Annotated in this window: 14 protein-coding genes and 1 pseudogene; 11 read left to right on the top strand and 4 right to left on the bottom strand. The window is 46.1% G+C overall.

Annotated elements, in window-relative coordinates; translation table 11 throughout:
• Window position 1: 1 nt before the first annotated feature.
• The 3 genes from CWR52_RS10155 to CWR52_RS10145 are packed head-to-tail and all read left to right on the top strand — an operon-like array spanning window position 2 to window position 3,160.
• On the top strand, window positions 2-1,057 hold the full coding sequence (locus CWR52_RS10155) for a 2Fe-2S iron-sulfur cluster binding domain-containing protein (RefSeq protein ID WP_104949580.1): 1,056 nt from the start codon (window positions 2-4) through the stop codon (window positions 1,055-1,057).
• Window positions 1,051-2,220, top strand: a complete 1,170-nt coding sequence (locus CWR52_RS10150; protein ID WP_104949579.1) for an alkane 1-monooxygenase — start codon at window positions 1,051-1,053, stop codon at window positions 2,218-2,220. Before CWR52_RS10155 ends, CWR52_RS10150 begins: the two co-directional genes overlap by 7 nt.
• A complete protein-coding gene (locus tag CWR52_RS10145; protein ID WP_104949578.1) occupies window positions 2,213-3,160 on the top strand; it encodes an alpha/beta fold hydrolase in 948 nt (315 codons plus the stop codon). Before CWR52_RS10150 ends, CWR52_RS10145 begins: the two co-directional genes overlap by 8 nt.
• On the opposite strand, the gene CWR52_RS10140 is transcribed toward CWR52_RS10145, so the two are convergent.
• From CWR52_RS10140 to CWR52_RS10130, 3 genes are all read right to left on the bottom strand, one after another.
• On the bottom strand, window positions 3,128-3,841 hold the full coding sequence (locus CWR52_RS10140) for a 4'-phosphopantetheinyl transferase family protein (protein ID WP_104949577.1): 714 nt from the start codon (window positions 3,839-3,841) through the stop codon (window positions 3,128-3,130). The two genes, CWR52_RS10145 and CWR52_RS10140, sit on opposite strands and share 33 nt — an antisense overlap.
• Before the next feature lie 96 nt (window positions 3,842-3,937).
• Entirely contained in the window at window positions 3,938-4,786 is an 849-nt protein-coding gene (locus tag CWR52_RS10135) for an SDR family oxidoreductase (protein WP_104949576.1), read from the bottom strand.
• Between the two features lie 257 nt (window positions 4,787-5,043).
• Entirely contained in the window at window positions 5,044-5,334 is a 291-nt protein-coding gene (locus CWR52_RS10130) for a helix-turn-helix domain-containing protein (RefSeq protein ID WP_104949575.1), read from the bottom strand.
• A 449-nt stretch (window positions 5,335-5,783) separates the two neighbouring features.
• On the opposite strand from CWR52_RS10130, the pseudogene CWR52_RS10125 reads away from it, so the two are divergent.
• Window positions 5,784-6,877 (top strand): annotated as a pseudogene (locus CWR52_RS10125) (IS3 family transposase).
• 1,486 nt (window positions 6,878-8,363) lie between these two features.
• On the opposite strand, the gene CWR52_RS10115 reads toward CWR52_RS10125, so the two are convergent.
• Window positions 8,364-9,692, bottom strand: coding sequence for an autotransporter outer membrane beta-barrel domain-containing protein (locus CWR52_RS10115; protein WP_104949573.1), 1,329 nt, complete (start codon window positions 9,690-9,692; stop codon window positions 8,364-8,366).
• Window positions 9,693-10,535: 843 nt separating this feature from the next.
• On the opposite strand from CWR52_RS10115, the gene CWR52_RS10110 reads away from it, so the two are divergent.
• The 7 genes from CWR52_RS10110 to CWR52_RS10080 all read left to right on the top strand — a co-directional run bounded on the left by CWR52_RS10110 (window position 10,536) and on the right by CWR52_RS10080 (window position 18,813).
• Window positions 10,536-11,069 (top strand): fimbrial protein, encoded by a 534-nt coding sequence (locus CWR52_RS10110; protein WP_104949572.1) that lies wholly within the window; start codon window positions 10,536-10,538, stop codon window positions 11,067-11,069.
• A gap of 102 nt (window positions 11,070-11,171) precedes the next feature.
• Window positions 11,172-11,903: a fimbrial biogenesis chaperone gene (locus tag CWR52_RS10105; protein ID WP_104949571.1), complete on the top strand. Its 732-nt coding sequence runs from the start codon at window positions 11,172-11,174 to the stop codon at window positions 11,901-11,903.
• Between the two features lie 43 nt (window positions 11,904-11,946).
• Window positions 11,947-14,499, top strand: a complete 2,553-nt coding sequence (locus CWR52_RS10100; RefSeq protein WP_104950908.1) for a fimbrial outer membrane usher protein — start codon at window positions 11,947-11,949, stop codon at window positions 14,497-14,499.
• On the top strand, window positions 14,496-15,827 hold the full coding sequence (stbD, locus tag CWR52_RS10095; RefSeq protein WP_252152189.1) for a fimbrial usher protein StbD: 1,332 nt from the start codon (window positions 14,496-14,498) through the stop codon (window positions 15,825-15,827). Before CWR52_RS10100 ends, stbD begins: the two co-directional genes overlap by 4 nt.
• A gap of 10 nt (window positions 15,828-15,837) precedes the next feature.
• Window positions 15,838-16,524 (top strand): fimbrial biogenesis chaperone, encoded by a 687-nt coding sequence (locus CWR52_RS10090; RefSeq protein ID WP_161566067.1) that lies wholly within the window; start codon window positions 15,838-15,840, stop codon window positions 16,522-16,524.
• 299 nt (window positions 16,525-16,823) lie between these two features.
• Window positions 16,824-17,483, top strand: a complete 660-nt coding sequence (locus CWR52_RS10085; protein ID WP_161566066.1) for a LuxR C-terminal-related transcriptional regulator — start codon at window positions 16,824-16,826, stop codon at window positions 17,481-17,483.
• Complete coding sequence (locus CWR52_RS10080; RefSeq protein ID WP_104949568.1) at window positions 17,458-18,813, top strand: TolC family outer membrane protein; 1,356 nt, start codon at window positions 17,458-17,460, stop codon at window positions 18,811-18,813. The genes CWR52_RS10085 and CWR52_RS10080 overlap by 26 nt, the downstream gene beginning before the upstream one ends.

Here is an 18,813-nt window from a genome sequence, read left to right as displayed (position 1 = left end):
GATGCTGAAGAGATGGTTTTCCCGACGCGCTCATTTTCAGGGGACGCTTGAGGGACGTGAATTCCCTCTGTCGTCCGGCCATACGCTCCTCGAAAGCGCGCTCAGCGCCGGCGTTTCCCTGCCGTATAACTGCCAGGTCGGCTCGTGTAAATCCTGCCTTTGCCGGGTAACGAGCGGCAAGGTGCGTTCGCTCGTCGACCTGAGCTATTTGCTCAGCCAGGAGGAGATTGCCGCCGGCCACGTGCTGGCATGCCAGTGCCTGCCGGAATCAGATGTAACGCTGGCCGCGGTATCGACGACCTGGACGTCTGCGCAAATTAAGCAGGCTGTCGCGCTCTCATCAACGGTATGGCGCGTGACGCTGCTGGCGGAGCAGGCGCTGCCCTTTCAGCCAGGACAATACGTTCAGGTCGGTCTCGAAAAGGATAATGATATCAGGAGCTTCTCCGTCAGCTGGCCGAGCCGGGGGCGAGAGATTGTTCTGGATATCACGCGCCGTGAAGAGGGGCGGCTATCCCCGCTGCTGTGTGATGAACAGGGGGCTGGCCGGAAGGTGTGGCTCTCAGACTGCCGGGGGCAGTTCGGCCAGCAGGATGACGGTAACGGTCCGCTGCTGGCCATCGCCAGTGGATCGGGACTGGGAACGACGCTGGGTTTGGTCCGCGCCGCGCTGGCGCGTCATCCCCACCGCGAGGTCATGCTGATCCACGCGGTTCGCAGGCGGCAGGACACATTCGACCTGCCTGAGCTGCAGCGTCTGCGTCAGCACTATCCCGGTTTTCACTTTCTGCACGCGTTATCCCGGGAGCGTGAGGTTCAGGAGCATGAGCTGGCAGGCCGTATTACCTGCTGGCTGGACGACTGGCGTGCTCTCTATCCCCGCCGGACGGCGGTAGCCGAATGGCGCGTCGTGATTTGCGGTAATCCAGCGCTGGCGCAGGCGTGCCGGCAAAGTCTGCTTGCCGGAGGGGTGATGAGCCACCTGCTTGAAATGGACTGCTTCTCTCCGCCGGTCGGTGCAAAAAACAGTCATAACAATAAGGAGCCCGTATGTTGAGTTACCTCAGATTTGCCCTTGTCCCCTGCGTTTTTTTACCGCTAACCGCGCTAACCACCCTGCTCGGCGGCGTGTGGATCGTCGTTTCCATGCTGTGCGTGACGCTGAGCTATCTCCTTTTCGATAACGCAACCACGCACGACACCGCCGATCGCCACTACCGGCTTCCGGCGCTGCTGGAAATCATCCCGTATTTACAATTCCCGGCCGCGCTGCTGGCGTTGTTCGCCCTTATCTGGCAGGCCGCGCCGGGCGATCTGCTCGGGTTTGGCGCATGGCTTTCCGCTCTGACGGGTCACAACGTCATGGCATTGCATAACCTTGCCCTGCCGGAGCTGCTGCTTGCGGCGGCATCCACCGGCTATACCATGAGCACCAATACCGTGGTGGCCCATGAGCTTATCCACAAAACCCACAGTCTGACGGCGATGATGGTCGGACGCTGGCTTCTGGCGCTGGTCGGCGATGCGCAGTTTTCGATTTCACACGTCTATTCGCATCATCCTAACGTGGCGACCCCGGCGGACGGCGCGACGGCGCGTCGAGGGGAGACTGTGTATCGTTTCTTTATCCGTTCTTCTCTGTCGCAGTATGTTGAATCCTGGCAGGTGGAAGCGCAGCGGCTGTCGCAGCAGAACCGGCGCGGCGCCATGCTGGCGAACCGGGTGATACGCGGAGTGCTGATGAGCCTGCTGATCGTGGCGGTCTGCTTCACGGCGGCGGGCGTCCGGGGCGCGCTGGCGTGTCTGGTGACCATGCTGGTCTCTAAGTTCTTGTTTGAAACAGTGAATTACATCCAGCACTACGGTCTGGTCCGCCTTCCCGGCACGCGGGTGGAGCCGCGACACAGCTGGGATTGCAATAACCGGGCCTCGTCGGCCGGTCTGCTGAACCTGACGCGCCACTCCGATCATCACACCCATCCGCGTCGTGAATACTGGAATTTGCAGGCGCACAGCTACGCGGTGGGAATCGAAAAAGGGTATGTCGCCCATATTTTTTACGCGCTGATCCCGCCGCTGTGGTTTAAACGAATGGAAGCAAAACTCGCGTACTGGGACGAACACGTTGCCAGTGACGCAGAGCGTGCCCTGATCCGTCAGTCTGAATCATCTGCGGTTAAGTCCACTGTTCCCTGTGTTTCCGGAGAGTCCCATGAGTGAGCAATTTGATCGACTGATTGAGCAAGCCTACCAGCAGTATCGTGGCCCCGCCTACCTGCGCTCGCCGATGGTGTCATGCGTGAAAGCCGGTATCCGCCTGATGGATCGGGTTGTGCCGGGGGCGACCGCCGACTGGCTGGGCAATCGGTTTTTTACGCCGCGCCGGGTGCCGACGCGTGCAAGCGATAAAGAGATGACGGCGCTGGCGAGTCGCATTGAGTCCCTCCCTCTGAGTAATGGTAAACATGCGGTGGTATACCGCTGGGGCAGCGCGGGACCCACCGTGCTATTAGCCCACGGCTGGGAGTCGAGGGCTTCCCACTTTGGCAGGCTGATCAAGACGCTGGTCGAAAAGGGCTTTCAGGTCATCGGGTTTGACGCCCCCGCACATGGCAACGCGGCTGGACGCCAGAGCAGCATCGTCGAGTTCATTGAAATCATTGAACAGCTGGCGAAGCAGGAAGGCGATTTTGACGCGATTGTGGCCCACTCTTTTGGCGGTTTATCCGTCATCAATGCGGTAAAGGCGGGATTGCGGACCCACGCGCTGGTTATCGTAGGGGCACCGACGCACTTTAGCGGGTTGGTCACCAAATATGCCGCGATCCTGAATCTCCCGGGACGCCAGCAGCAGAGGCTACGACGGTATATTGAAGGATACTTTGGCATTGGTGAGGCAGTCTGGCAGCGCTTTAACGCCTATGAGGGGCTGCAGCAGGTCGATCAGCCTGCCCTTGTTATTCACGACAGCAGCGATGACATCGTATTGCGGGTCGAAGCGGAATGCCTGGTCAACGCCTGGCCTGGCGCGAGGCTGGCAGAGACACACGGTCAGGGGCATAACCCGCTGCGCCGTCCGGGGGAGGGCATCGACATGGTGATGACGTATCTGGCCCCCTTGCTGGCGTCAGGCAATGATCGTGATAACCCTGTCGCCTGAAAGCTGATAATAGCCCTGGATCCGGCTGCCCTGTACGCGTTGAGGCGACAGCGTTTGGGTCAGCTCCAGGGTAATCCTCTGCTGTTCAGGCGCGATGAGGCACACGCGGGCGGCGTCAAAATCGAGGGCGCGGCCAACCTCAGGATAGAGCGCTTTATAGAGACTCTCCTTCGCGGAAAAGGTGATGAGTAGCGCGCTGGCGTCGTCGATCTGGCTGGCGGCAAGACATGCCCGCTCCTGCGGTGTGGTAAACAGGTGCGCTGTCCGCTGGATCGTCTCGGGTGCCAAAAACTCAATGTCGACGCCCGGCGTCAGCCCCGACGCCTCTGGCGCAACGACCACCAGCGCCCATTCATGAGAATGTGACAGGCTTCCCCGCCAGCCGGTAGGCCACACCGGAGAACGATCCGGCGCGCTGCCCGGCGTAGCGTCACAGCCCCAGGATCTCAGCACCCGCTGCGCGGCGTAACGTGCCGCAAGATACTCCGCCCGGCGTTTGACCACGGCGCTGTTGAGCGGGCCGGGAAAGGGGATACCCCATTTATCATAGAGCCCGTCACAGTAGTCGCGCGCGGTGAATGAGACCAGGCAGTAGCGCAGTGCGGGGAAAGGGTCGACGTTGCCCATTTCAACGGAGTGAATAAAAGGGGGCGCTGAATCCGTGTTTATTACAGTCAACATTGCGGGATATCGGTATCTGTCGGGAGGACAGAATGCCACATAAGTGCGGGCCGGGTAAGGGGAAAAACCCGGCCGCGGGAGATAACGGCCAGGCCGTTACAGAATGGCTTTAATGCTCTGCGCCAGTGGTGTAGTCGCGCGCCCGATCAGTTTGCTCAGCGTATGGCTATCGTCAAAAAGTCCCCCTTTGGAGGCACCGACATCGGAGTCCGCCAGCATATCTGCCAGCCCGGCAGGCAGGCCGACGCTTTTCAGCGCGGCGGCAAAATCCGCTTCACTGAGATTCTGATAGGTGACTGGCTTCCCGCTCTGTTTGCTGAGTTCAGCCGCCAGTTCGCTCAGCGTCCAGCCGTGGTCGCCCGCCAGTTCGTATACCTTGCCGGCATGGCCCTCTTCAGCGATCACTTTGGCTGCCGCCGCGGCATAGTCTGCGCGGGTGGCAGCGGCAATTTTGCCTTCGCCTGCCGCACCGATAAACACGCCGTGTTCCAGCGCAGGCGGTGCGCTCGCCAGATAGTTTTCGGTATACCAACCGTTGCGCAGCAGGGCATAAGGAATGCCGGACGCCGCCAGCGCTTTTTCGGTGGCAACGTGTTCTACGTGCAGACCGAGCGGCGAGGTATCCGCATGCAGCAGGCTGGTGTAGGCGATAAATTTCACGCCCGCGGCTTTGGCGGCGTTAATGACATTCTGGTGCTGGGTGGCGCGTTGGCCCACTTCGCTGGAGGAGATCAGCAGCAGTTTATCCACGCCGCTCAGCGCAGTCGTGAACGCCGCCTGGTCGGTATAATCCGCCTGACGGACGACGATACCCTGGTTACTCAACGCTTGAGCTTTCGCCGGGTTACGTACAATAGCCACAATCTGGTTCGCTGGAACGGTTTTCAGCAGCTCTTCAATAACATGTTGGCCAAGCTGGCCGGTGGCGCCGGTAATTGCGATCATGATGAATCTCCTGTGAAGTGACAATAAAGTTGTACTCTTATTTAAAAAAATGACATTAAAGTTGTACCGCTAAGCGGAGATAGTTCTTCTTTTTCATCAACACAGCATTGCGATTTTTAAAACTCACGGTTACTAGATCAACACATAGTGGTATGACATCTTTTCATTTGCTGGTGTCCAGGAAGGATAATGTACTTTAGATAACTTGTCGCCAGCATAGTAACCGTTCTTAATCATTCTCGGATGAATATGCAACGTCACCATTTTTCCCATTTGGCCGGAGAATTTTCATATTTTTTTATCACTTCAGTTGTTGGGCCTGAGTGATGTAATGAAGAAAAGGTAAGTTCAACCCCTAAAGCTGATAACACTCTAAACAAACGCTCAAAACTAGCACTGGCAGGATTGGATTCTAGTCGGGCGTAGGCCTGTTGAGATATTCCTAATCGCTGAGAAATATCTTTCTGTGTTAGCCCATTTTCTTTGCGGAAACCAATCAAAATTGGACGTAACTGATTAATGTGTTTTATCGGGTAAGTCGTATTCATATTAGATAACCGCAGTGTTTGCGCCTGATACTTGCATCTGTAAACACATTAAACAACGTATAGGGTGTTAAAACAAGAAAACAGCCTATAGGTTGTTAAAAGAGTATAAGGTCATACATATCTGGCCAAGAGCCTGGATGGAGTATCCTTGAGCGAGATTGTTACATGACATCCAAAAAGGATGATTGCAAATGAAATGCTATAGCACTAACCGTAGAGACGTTTACCGTCTATGTTATGTGCCTACTCGTGGAAGAGGCTTTTTGAGATTGGCGGTATCCTCATGCGTTACAAAGGCCGGGCTGTAAAATTTTTGCAGGTATTCCTATATGGTAAGGGTGTGAACGGAAGCGTGAAGGCGACCTTCTATAGTTACGTTGACCTGCTCCCCGTTGATTAACACCCCCCGATGTAAGTAATGTCTTCACAAGCCACATGAGGACATTCCCATGAAGAAGCGTTTTTCCGACGAACAGATCATCAGCATTCTTCGCGAAGCGGAAGCCGGGGTTTCTGCCCGTGAGCTCTGCCGTAAGCACGCCATTTCCGATGCCATCTTTTACACCTGGCGCAAGAAGTATGGCGGTATGGAGGTGCCCGAGGTTAAGCGGCTCAAATCTCTTGAAGAGGAGAACGCCCGCCTCAAGAAGCTACTTGCCGAAGCCATGCTGGATAAGGAGGCACTTCAGGTGGCTCTGGGGCGAAAGTACTGACGACAGGCCAGAAGCGGGAAGCTGTTTAGTTTATGTGTGATGCGACCGGTCTGTCGCAACGTCGTGCCTGCAGGCTACTGGTTTGTCCCAGTCAACCTGCCGCTATGAGGCTCAGCATCCGGCAGCTGATGCGCATTTATCAGGGCGCATCACTGAGCTGGCGGAGCGCAGGCGTTTTGGCTACCGCCGCATCTGGCAGCTGCTGCGTCGGGAGGGCCTTCACGTCAATCACAAGCGTAATGGACTGAGCGCAAACGCAGACGACGCCGTAAAGGGCTGGCAACCGAACGGTTTCCGCTTCTGCGCCCGGATGCGCCGAACCTGACATGGTCGATGGATTTCGTTATGGACGCTAGGCCAACGGTCGGAGGAGCAAGTGCCTGACCTGTGTGGATGATTTCACGAAGGAGTGTCTGACGATCACCGCTGCTTTCGGTATTTCAGGCGTTCAGGTCACGCGTATTCTGGACTGCATCGCGCAGTTTAGGGGCTATCCGGCGATAATAAGAACCGATCAGGGCCCGGAATTTACCTGCCGCGCGCTCGATCAATGGGCCTTTGAGCATGGTGTGGAACTACGGCTTATCCAGCCAGGTAAGCCAACGCAGAACGGATTTATAGAGAGTTTTAACGGACGCTTTTGCGATGAGTGTCTGAATGAACACTGGTTCAGCGATATTCTTCATGTCCGGAAAACGATTAATGACTGTCGGCAGGATTATAACGAGTGCCGTCCCCATTCATCGCTGGATTACCAGACACCAGCTGAATTCGCAACGGAGTGGCGAAACAGGAAATATGAAGAAAAACCAACCGACATTACTAACTGAAGGTTGTATCTAATCCTGGGGGCAGGTCACACCATCATCATCTTAAGCCATAATATAGATGTTCTCAGGCCATTGGTGACGATGAGTTATGTCTAGAACATCAGCGATACTCGTAGTTATAAGAGTAAATATTGCTAGAATTAACAAAAAGAAAAAATGAAATATTTGATAGCCAACAGAGTCATTTGTAACAGTGAAAGCGGGGAGTTGATGGTCAATGAACTTGGCTCTGAACAGAGTAAGAGCCTAACAAATACCGCAAACCGCCTTCTTTCTTTGCTAATTGCGTGTCCGGGCAAAGTGTTTGGATTCGATTACTTGTTGGATAAAGTATGGGAGGAGACTGGTCAATTCAGCTCTAATTCTTCGCTCAGCCAATAAATTAGCATTCTAAGGAAAACATTAAACTCTTTAATATTGAGTGAAGAAATAATAATTTTGGTGCCAAAGGTTGAGTTTTATTTTCGCATGAGATAACTGTATACATCCTCGACGTTGACGATATTGAGGTCAGTCTTGTTCCTGTTCATTCTTTAACACAAGTAACTTTGCTTAAGGATAAAACCCCGTTGTGGCTGGTAGCGGTTTTTGTACTCTTGCTGTTGGTGAGTTTATGGAGATGGACGCAGCCAAAAGCATCACAACGTTTTACGTCATCATACAAATTTGGTGAAATAGGCAAATGCTTGTTTACTGGCTTCGTTGATTTATCTGATGAAATTGACCCTCAGGTGTAGAAGCATCTATTTCATGAAAAGCCGGATCTTGAGCAAAAGTGTAGTCAACACAATGCGCAGGTTATGATACATTTTCAGCCCGGCGTGCTCTATGGTAGTCGTGGGCGCTTTTTCTACGCTTATTGTCCTAAAGAGGAAATATCACAAAAAATTATCTATTGTGAGAACTTTTATTCTTTTAACTGGGAGCTAAAATGAAACTGATTGTTACGCTTCTATTGGCCATTTTTGCTTAAATCGGTGGGGTTATATGGCAATTGAGTCAGCATCCATACGTATATGTTGATGAAAGATGCTTTGCAAATATAAGCTATGTCGGTGCTTCAGATAATCCTTTGTTATTCAATGGGATATTACCTTTGAATTTAATGGCAATAGAACCGGAATGTTTAATCTTTCCGCAGTGTTCCTACCATTGTTGGGGAAGGTTTTGGTATGGATGGAGAATACACAATTTACCTGGGTAGGAAAGAAAATAATCTCATTACTATTACTAATGCCTTATCGTCTTTAATAATCTGCGTGAATCAATAGTCATGGTTAGGCTATCCGACCATTATGAAAAAAAAACGGGATCTATTGTACATGGTCGGCTTCGCTGATGGGGGACATTTTTGTTTTTTTTATAACTGAATACAGTGGCAAAAAAACATAAATGACGCTTATACCAAAGTTGTAATATCTGTTCTGGGCTAAGTTAAAATGCCCCTAACTTAATATACCAGAAGGGGCCTTTATTATCTTATTAATTAAAATCGATATTTTAATCCTAGCATCGCCTGCGTTGATGTGTAACCAGAATCACCTACCTGCTGGGTAACATTACCCCACATATCAATAGTTGGTGCTACATGCCCCTCTACGCCTAATTTCGCTTCGCCAATATTACGTGTGCCTTCAATGGAGTTGGCCGTATCGTCCATCTTTATTCTCCAATCTTGGGTATTATGTATCCAACTAGTTTCGACAAAAGGTTGAAATTCTCTCCCGTTGTTGGAATCAAAAGTGCTATGACCGCGTAAAAAGACCCGAACACCAAGACGCGTCATAATGTTAGACGAAGTTTGCTGATGGGTGCGTGTGCCATTTGGCTCGATGTAATCGTTAGCAGTAATATTTGTCCAAACGATTTGCGCTTTTGGCTGTACCCAACTACTCAGCACTCCATTATTTGTCAGTTTAGTACTATAGCCACTTTCCAGAGACGCTTGTACTCCGCGGGACGTGTATATTTCACTGTCGATATCTTGACCGGAAACTGAGTTGTGAAACCAGTTATATCGCAGCGAGTTGTCGACATAGGCCCCTTCGCGGTTCGCAATATTCTGGTACCATGTCCCATAGCCGCCCAAACTGTAACCTTTCGTGCGGCCTTTGGATGAGTAACCCGACACGTCGGAGTGTGTCTGGCTATTGCTGTGGGCATACCCCGCCATTATGCCAAAGTAAACGCGGTCTTCAGTAGTAAAGTTCCACTGTCCAAGATCGGCTCCAATCTGAACCATAAATCTGTTCGATTTGGTTTTCAACTGCCCACTATTATCATTAAACCGATTATGTTCACCAGTCTGAATCATCCACATCCCTGCGCCATTATCGTTGTTACTTAAATACCGAGCGCCTTCGCGATCGTGAAGTTGCAGCAGGAATAGCGTATTGGTTGCCAGCTGGTTTGCCAACCAAGCACCCATTTCAGGACGCATTGTGGAATTATGGCTGCGGCTATTGTTGCCGCCCTGCACGAATAGTACGGAAGGAGACGCTTCCGTGCTTTGAAGCATGGTATCCATTAATACAAATTTACCGCCTTTAACCGCCTGCATGGCATTTGTGCTTACATAACTAGAGCTTGAAGTGATCCCAGGGGCTGCAGTTACAGGCTTGCTTCTATTGCCAAAGCTATAGTGTTCATTGCTTTCTTGTTGCGTTGCACTGTAGCGGCTGGTGAAATCGTGATTAGAACTATCACTGACTTGCCAAGGAGAATTAGAAGCTGCAAAGGTTGAAACTGGTATTAAATAAATATAACTCAGTAAGTTTAATTTTTTCATTGAACTGCATCTTTTCCAGATAGACATGTATTGATCCTACTATTACAGCCATAAAGATGGAAGGCTATATATGATTTTTGATTTGAGGGAAGAAATAATATAACTAGTACTTCTTCTACTTTTTTAGAATTTATTCTAAATATGAGTGCAGCATAGCTGCTAACTTAAATTATATGAGCTGAAAGGGGGGAGGGGAAGTGTATTAATGCCGCGGAAGCTGTTTATTTAATTTTTAGGTTTGCACTATACAATTCCGTACTGGTATTCAATAAGCCAAAGAGCACTTCATCGACAAATGAATGCCAGATTGCTTGCAATCAGGCTTATTCACCACTATCTGGTCATAAGAAGAGGTTTTCTACTGTAAGAAAAATATAATACATATAAATCAATGGGATGTGAATTTTATCCATTGACTCAAAAATTGAAGAACTCCATATAGTTGGTTTGAAGAAATTACTGAAATCATTTTTTAACAAATAAAAAACATGGTGGGTGTTTTTTTTACCATATTTAACAATGTTAAAACATTTAGTGTTGTTTTGTTCGTTTCTTTTAATATTTTTACCGGGGAGTTAATCGCTTTTTTTGTAACTGATATCCAATTTTCTACAAGCGAATAGTGAAAGAGTAGGTAATAAATTTAGATTGCACTTAATTGATCGTATTAATTCTAGATATATATACTCTATCAAGATGTATTTTTTGTTGCGTTATTTACAAAAAATGACATGAGTGTAATTATATTTACGTCAGCTCGTGATGGCGATGCAATCAAGTAATGGCATTTAAGAGCGACTTATACATATCTTGTCTTGAATATTAAGGGGTCCTAATAATGGACGTCCTCAAATACATGGAGTATCAAAAATGAAAAAACTTATTCTGGCATCAGCATTGAGTGTACTTTTCGCGTCTCAGGCATTTGCGGTTTCTGATAACACGATCACTTTTAAGGGGGAAGTAGCTGACGAAACTTGTTCTGTAACCGTAAATGGTAATGCAAGCTCTCCACTCGTTCTTCTTCCTACTGTAAGTACTTCTGATCTTTCTGCTGCAGCTGCAACTGCTGGCGAGACAACCTTTGATATTGCTGTTACTGATTGCCCCGCGGCTCTAGATGGTAAAACCATCTCAACCCGCTTTGCTGGGAACAATGTAAGCTCTAACGGTAACTTGGGAAACATCGCTACTGATGCAGCTGCGAACGTAGAAGTTCAGATCCTCGATACCGCAAACAAAGTTATCGACCTAACGTCTGAATTTACAGCTAACGGTGACTTGTCTTTGGCATCTGGCCAGAGCGATGCTTCTGCGACATATACTGCACAGTACTACGCAACTGCAGCGTCAACTGCTGGTGCAGTTGAAGGTACCATGCAGTACGCAGTTGTTTACGAATAATTTACTCTAACTAAATCCATTTGAGTGGTCTGATTAAGCTTAGCTTTTATCAGTTAGCCAAGGATGGCTTTTCTGAAAAATTAAAGTTCGCGGGAAATATTTATGCAGCATAATTTGTTTGTACGGGCTGTAGTGGCTGTTGCTTTATTAATTTCACTTTTTGTCTACAAAAACGTCAACGCTACAGTGATTATGATTGGGTCGCGAGTTATATATCATGCAGAAGATCAGTCGGTGGATATTCAGCTACGTAATCGTGATAATTTCCCCTATGTCATTCAGGCATGGTTAGACAATGGAGATATTGAATCAACACCTGCAACTGGAAAATCACCTTTTATGATTACACCCGCTTCTTTTCGTATTGCTGCGAATGAAGGGCAGGTTCTGCGTCTCTCGAAAGTAGGGAATGTTTCTTTACCAAAAGACCGTGAAAGTGTGTTTTATTTTAATTTTTTGCAGATTCCACCATCTAATCTCGGTGGAGAGAAAAAAAATAAAATAATGCTAATGCTAAAGAACAGAGTGAAGGTATTCTATCGCCCGGAAGAGATAAACGCTAATCCGAAAAAAATTTCTGATATGTTGTCGTTTATATCAACAGAAAATGGCTTGACGATAAAAAATAACTCACCTTTCTTTTTGACACTTGCGGAAATAAAGATTGATAAGAAAGTGCAAAAAGGAAAAATCCCTATGATTCCCCCTTTTGAATCTCAAAATGTAACTATCAATCACGATGCTGCTCTCAAGGGCAAACAGTCGAAATTAGAAATAACGCATATAAATGATTATGGGGCCAGGGTGGCAAATGAATACGACATTCAGTTCTAAATTTATTAAAAATGGTGATGCCTCAGCCTATTACCTGAGCGCTATGGCGCTCTTTTTGCAACTTGCCATGCAGAACAATGCTCATGCAGAAGAATACCGTTTTGATTCCAATCTACTTACTGGCACTTCTCTCGAACACCATCTTGATCTTGATAAGTTTAGCCAGAAAGAGGTTGCACAGGCTGAAGGTCAACAGCTAGTCGATATTTCATTAAACGGCGAGATTCTTGAGATAGAAGTGCCGGTTAGATTTAAAAAAAAATCTTCAGATGATACATCTGCTTCTCCTTGTATTGATCGTCATTTATTAAATATACTACAGTTAAAACCTGATGCTAATGCTAATGAAAGCTTAGATGAATGTGTTTTTCTATCACAAATAGTTAAACGGGCTAATTGGCATTATGATGCTTCAAACTTGGTACTGGAATTCGTTGTTCCGCAAGTATCACTTTTACGTAAACCGCGAGGGTTTATACCAGTATCAGAATGGAATGCTGGTAACTCTGTGCTTTTTGCTCGACACAGTACAAATTATTTTCATAACGAAAATAGTACCAGCGGCAGCACCTACAATTATTTATGGAGCATCATGAACATTGGTGCGAATGCCGGTGTGTGGCAAGCTCGTCATCAGGCTAATCTACGTTATATGGATAGCAACAAGAGCGGGAGTAGCTATAAGTGGAATTCCGTGCGAACGTGGGTGCAGCGTCCTTTGCCGGATATTTCAAGCCAGTTAAGCTTGGGTGATAATTATACTAGCACCAATATGTTTGGTGGTATCTCTTATAATGGTATTAAGCTAGAAACCGACGAACGTATGTGGCCACAAGGTAAACGCGGCTATGCTCCAGAAGTTATTGGTACAGCAACATCAAACGCGCGTGTAATCATTAAACAACAAGATCGTGTCATTTATGAAACTAGAGTACCACCTGGCCCGTTTGTCATTAGCGATCTCTATAATACGAAAAGTAATGGCGATCTACATGTCGATGTCATTTCTGCAGACGGTAAAACTACATCTTTCACTGTACCGTATGCGGCTGTACCTGATTCGGTGCGTCCAGGTAATTTCTCCTATGAACTTGCTGCAGGGCGCGTACGTAATTATTACTCAGTAAATAATGAATTTACTGAAGGGGTTCTCAAGTATGGTTTAAATAATTACTTCACGTTAAACAGTGGGATGCGCGTAGCGAAAGATTATGAAGCGCTGCTCGCCGGTGGCGTATGGTCCTCTGCTGCTGGGGCCTTAGCGTTGAATACGACATGGTCACACGCGAAAGAGGCTAATGACAAAAGCAGTAGCGGTTGGCGTGCTGAGCTTTCCTACAGCAAAACATTTGCTACTCGAACTAACCTCGTTCTTGCAGCATACCGCTATTCTACTAGCGGCTACCGTGATTTACAGGATGTACTGGGCATGCGCCGTGAGGATAAAGAAGGTGAGATCTGGTACTCCGATACATTACAGCAACGTAATCGGCTTGCTGCGACGATGAGCCAGAATATGTATGATTTCGGTACATTAGGATTCAGCGCGAGTACCACTGACTACTATGGAAATCGTCCCCGGGTCAGTGAATTACAGTTAACTTACAGCAACAACTGGAAAAAATTAAGCTACAACATCAGTGCCGGACGTCAGCGTACAAGTTGGGATAATAGCAGTATTTATAGTGTTAACGATAGTGATTATCACTCTGATAATTATAAAAAAACGACAGAAAATACAATTTCTCTGAATATTTCCATACCGCTCGATTGGCGTGACACTTCTTCACGCGTTTCGTTGGATATGACTCAAGATAAATATAGCCGTAGTACAACGACTACATTATCGGGGTCGGCTGGTGATGACAACCGTTATTCCTATTCTATCTATGGGGGTTATGACCAATATCGTCAAAGTGAGGGGGGGCATGAAACGTCATGGGGAGCTAACCTGCAGGATAGGACATCAATAGGTACGCTCAGTGCCTCTTGGTCCCAGGGGCAAGGATTTAAACAATTAGGACTAGGTACAAACGGGACGCTCGCTATTCACGAAAAAGGTGTAACTTACGGTCCTTATGCTAGCGACACTTTTGCATTAGTGCATGCACAAGGTGCAAAAGGTGCTCTCGTACGGAATGGGCAAGGATCGCGCATTGATACTTTTGGTAACGCCATCTTACCGTCTCTCGTACCGTATCGGAAAAACCAAGTGAGTCTGGATACGCGCACGATGAACCAAAACGTTGAGATTAAAAGTGGAAGTGCACGTCTGGTTCCTTATGCTGGCTCCGTAACACGCGTTGACTTTGAAACGTTATATGGCCGACCAGTGCTGATCATCGCGAAAACGTCAGATGGAACGCTAGTCCCCATGGGAGCCGATGTATTGGATGTAGAAGGTAAGAATATTGGTATGGTAGGCCAAGCTGGGATGGTGTATGCGCGTTTACCGGAGCAAAGTGGAGTAATTCAGGTTAAATGGGGTGACGCATCTAATAAACAGTGTCGAATTCGTTATCAGCTGGATACATTTAATAGCGAGGATGCGGAGCCCATTCAGTTCGATGCGATATGTAAGGAGAGTCAGTCGTGAAGTCAAAATATTTAATTATTACCGGGATGCTGGCACTGACGATTGCATCAACGGTAAATGCTAATTGCATTAAAGTTAACTCATCTTCACAGCTTTCTGACAGTGCGAAAAGCGCCGGTTATACTGCATCAAGCTGGACCGGTGCATGTGGTAACTGTACGGCGAAACTGGGGCTTTCCTCGATGATCAGTATTGGTACCGGTGTAGCCTCGTATCCGAGTGGTACAGTGCTGTCAGCGACAACGGGAAATTTTATTACGGAAGGTGTCAGTAATGGCTATACAGGCGGCGCTAATCGAATTCTATTTCGCTGTGCAAAAGCAGATGAAGACAGCCTTTACGAAATGTATGCAACTGATGGAAAAAATCCTTACGCTGGAAAATATCAGGTTGAGGATATTGAAGGGGCTTATTATACTTACGCGAAAAATATCGCTTTGCGATTAACTAACACTAAAACTGGGCTTTATTACACAAATCATTGGCAAGCTCGCAAGTTATCATCATCAGAGTGGTATGAAGATGGTGGTTACATTTATATTCCTGCATCAGCATTTAGTGATGTATTTATTGAGTTAATAAAAACAGATAATACAACTTATTATTCGAACTCTAGTGCCCAGTATGCTTACAATAACCCAACAAGTAATGGGTTTGTTGTATTTAAAGGGCCTGGTATGCTCAATGCAATAACCGATGGTGGTGATAGTGGGACACAAACTGATGGATTTTATACCAACTGGCCGGCAGCATGGAGTCTGTACCAAAGCGTTACGATTGCCCGCGGTGCAATGTGCATTTTGAAAGATTACACAAATATGGTTATATTTCCCAAAATTGGCACAGGAGAACTCAATAGTGGGGGAGTTAGCCAACAACCATTCTCTATCACTTTGGATTGTGACAAAGATGCTATTTCAGGTGTTAATGGTTCAGCCAGCAAACCTAATGTCGCCGTGGGATTTTTAGTTAATCAGGCTGTTGCGGCAGAAACCGCAGAAAAACTGGGGTTAAAAAACTCCAGCGGTGGGATTTCTTATTTACTAGATAGTCAGTACGGTGCTGAGGGAGTTGCAAGCGGTGTCGGTATTCGAGTTTATGATAAGACTATGAGATTAATTAACTTGCTGTCTTCGCGTACAACAGGAGGCGGTGAAAGCGCTGGTTGGTATGGTTATAAAGACATCACTGATTATGTCGCTGATAATGAGGATTCAACGGTGAAGTACACCGGCGATTTTATTTCTGCTTTGGAAGTGCTTCCGGGCAATAAAGCAACCGCAGGGAGTGTCGATGCACAACTACAGGTGGTGGTTAGTTTTCAGTAAATCCGTGATAATGACTATCACGCTGGCATGGGGAGTTTTCCCCGCTCGAGCAGTTGTGAATCCCGATCGTTCAAGGGTTATTTTGCAGGAAAAGAATGGTGAAGAAACATTGCTATTAACTAATACTGCAATGATTCCATCGTTGAATCAGGTGTGGGTAGATGAAGGGGATCCTCTAATATCGCCAGAAAAATTAAATGTACCAATAGCGATTTTTCCTCCGGTATTTAAATTAGAGGGTGGTCAACAGCGAGATTTGCGCATTAAGTTAATCAAAAAAAATATACTAAATTTTTCCGAGAAGCTATATTGGATTAATATTTATCAAGTACCACCTAACACCGCGCGTAAATCAGAAAATTTGCAGCGGATAGTAATGCCGCTAAGAATCCGCATTAAACTCATTCTACGTCCTGCGGAGATGGGTGAAATCAATGAGGATGAGGGGGAGGGGATTAATTTCTCTATTCTCAATGAGAAGGAAAAAATATTGCAAGTTTCGAATCCAAGTCTACGTGTTATTTCTTTGTCAGGGCTAAAAATTAACAATTCCAACTACAGTGGGCTTACATTGCTGCCAGGTGAAACCAAAAGAATATGTATTTCTGATAAAGATCTTCATAATGGTAAGCAGGTTATTAAGTGGTCAATTGTTAATGATTTGGGGGTTAATTGGAGATATAGTCGTGACATTTGATTCACATTTCACAAATGAAAGTGCCTATATGATGATTTAGGAAAAATCTTACCTCTTTTATGCGCTACAACCATAAATAGTAGCGCAACCGGTTGTTCACTGGTTTTTTTAATTTTATATATGATAATTTAATCTATTTTAATTATAGATGTTTTATTTTAATTAATTTTTCAAAAAAAATTTATTGTTTTTTGTTATTTTTAACTTGTTTTTAAATGTTTATTTATTATCAGGGTTTGATTTATCTTTATGAATTATGATTAACTCATAACGGTCGTTTTATGGGAAAAGGTTTAATTATGAAAAATAAAAGTGTAAACATTGTATTACATCACCGATTCAATGTTTTTCATGAGTTTATTTTTGATTATATCAGGAAGGTGTTGCCAGCATATAACGTCTTTGTTAATGTTTTCAAAAACGACAATGTTCTGTTGAAGGCAATCGAAGTTGAAAATGTTGATCTTATCATTACTGATCTGGCTAGCTGGTTTAATTTGATGAATAACCTTCACGTAAGTCAGATGAATAATCGAATAGATGTTCCATTGATAAAGTGTAAAGTTGCAGTTATCCTTCAGGATTCAGATATTAATGTTATAGATAAAATTCTTAAAATGAATATTAATGCAATTATCAGTATGACTGATGACTCCCTTGAGCTGAAACAAGCTATCAAGTGTATTTTTGATCAAAATTGTTCTGGTAAGTATATTTCCGATTCAATTGTTAAACAGTTAAATGGTAACTCTCAAGCATCGCCCCGAGAAAGGCTTTCTAAAAATGAATGGGAGGTCATCAAGATGTTTTCTGACGGATATAGCCTTATAGAAATAGCAAAAATAAGATCTCGCGCGATCAGTACTATTGCTACGCAGAAAACCAGTGCAATGAGGAAACTGAATCTCCATAATAATGGTGAGTTAATGAAATATGTATACATGCACAGCATTCTATAAAAATAAAGACATGAGAATAATATTTATTTCATTTATTATGTTGGCGAATGCATTTTTTGTTGCAAAAAGTTATTCACTCAACATTGAAGAATCTGTATTGGCAGCTAATATTTTCGATCCAGAAATGAATGCTGCTCGTAATGAACACGATGCTGACAGTGAAAAAAGAAGGCAAGGATTTTCTGGTCTACTGCCATCTGTTTCGTTTAATGGAGCATGGACTAAAACCGATCAGCCGAATGCCAGTTACGCTGCTGGTGTAACACGTCATAACGCTACCATTAACCTCACACAGCCTATTTTTGACCTATCAAAATATGCTGACTGGAAAAAAGGTGATGCCATTGCTGAGTTGGCAGATGCAAAGCTCTTACAAGCGCAACAGAGGCTAATAAGAAATACTATCATAGCTTGGTCAGATGTTGTGTATCGACGAGAGATGCTGAGTAATAAAAATCATGTATTGAAGCTTTATCAACAAAAACTCAAACAGATACAGTCCCAGATGGTACTTGGCGAATCAACGCTGCTTGATGTTAGCGATGCGCAGGCCCGTTTTGATAAAGCTCAGGCGGATATAGTTAATGCGCAAAGTGAACTCAGTGATGCAGAGTTGGTTTTTTCGAACCTAACGGGTCGCGATGCTAATGAAATAAACGAAATGACGTTGACCTGCATTCCTTCTTTGGAAGCATCTTCACACCAGCAAATGCTGGATCATTTAATGCGCGATAATTTGGATATTCGGTCCGCGCAACTATTCATAAAACAGAGCGATGCAGACGTGCTCGGGGCGACGAGCGGCCATTTGCCTGTGGTAAGCTTGCAAGCTGGGTATGGGACAAACTGGAGTCGAGCGGAAGATAGCAATGAGCTCGATGTACTTTTTGGAACCACGAATAAGACTCGTGACACAGTGTTGTCATTGAATGTGTCAATACCATTATTTAGTGGGGGACGGGCGCTCTCTCAAAGTTTTGAGGCAGCGAAACGTCGTGCGCAATCAAAAGATCTGCTCGCATTAGCCCAGCTTCGTGCTAAACAGAGTTTGAGCCGTTCCTTGAACGCGTTAAAAAGTGGTTTCACTCACCTGGCGGCGACTGAACGAGCACTTCATTCCGCGCATCAACGTCTGGATTCGACACGCTATGGGCGGGAACTCGGTATGCGTACACTTATTGATGAGCTTGATTCTCTAAATGAATACGCTACGGCCTTGAGTGAAAAATCTGAAGTGCAGTTTTCATTAATAAAAGCCCATACAGATCTTGACGCCACTCTGGGTGAATTAGATATGTTCGCACTGAAAAAATATAGCTGCGTGCAATAA

The sequence above is a fragment of the Enterobacter sp. SGAir0187 genome (assembly GCF_002952735.2).
In the GTDB taxonomy this organism is placed as follows: domain Bacteria; phylum Pseudomonadota; class Gammaproteobacteria; order Enterobacterales; family Enterobacteriaceae; genus Enterobacter; species Enterobacter quasiroggenkampii.
This window is presented reverse-complemented; position numbering and strand designations above follow the sequence as displayed.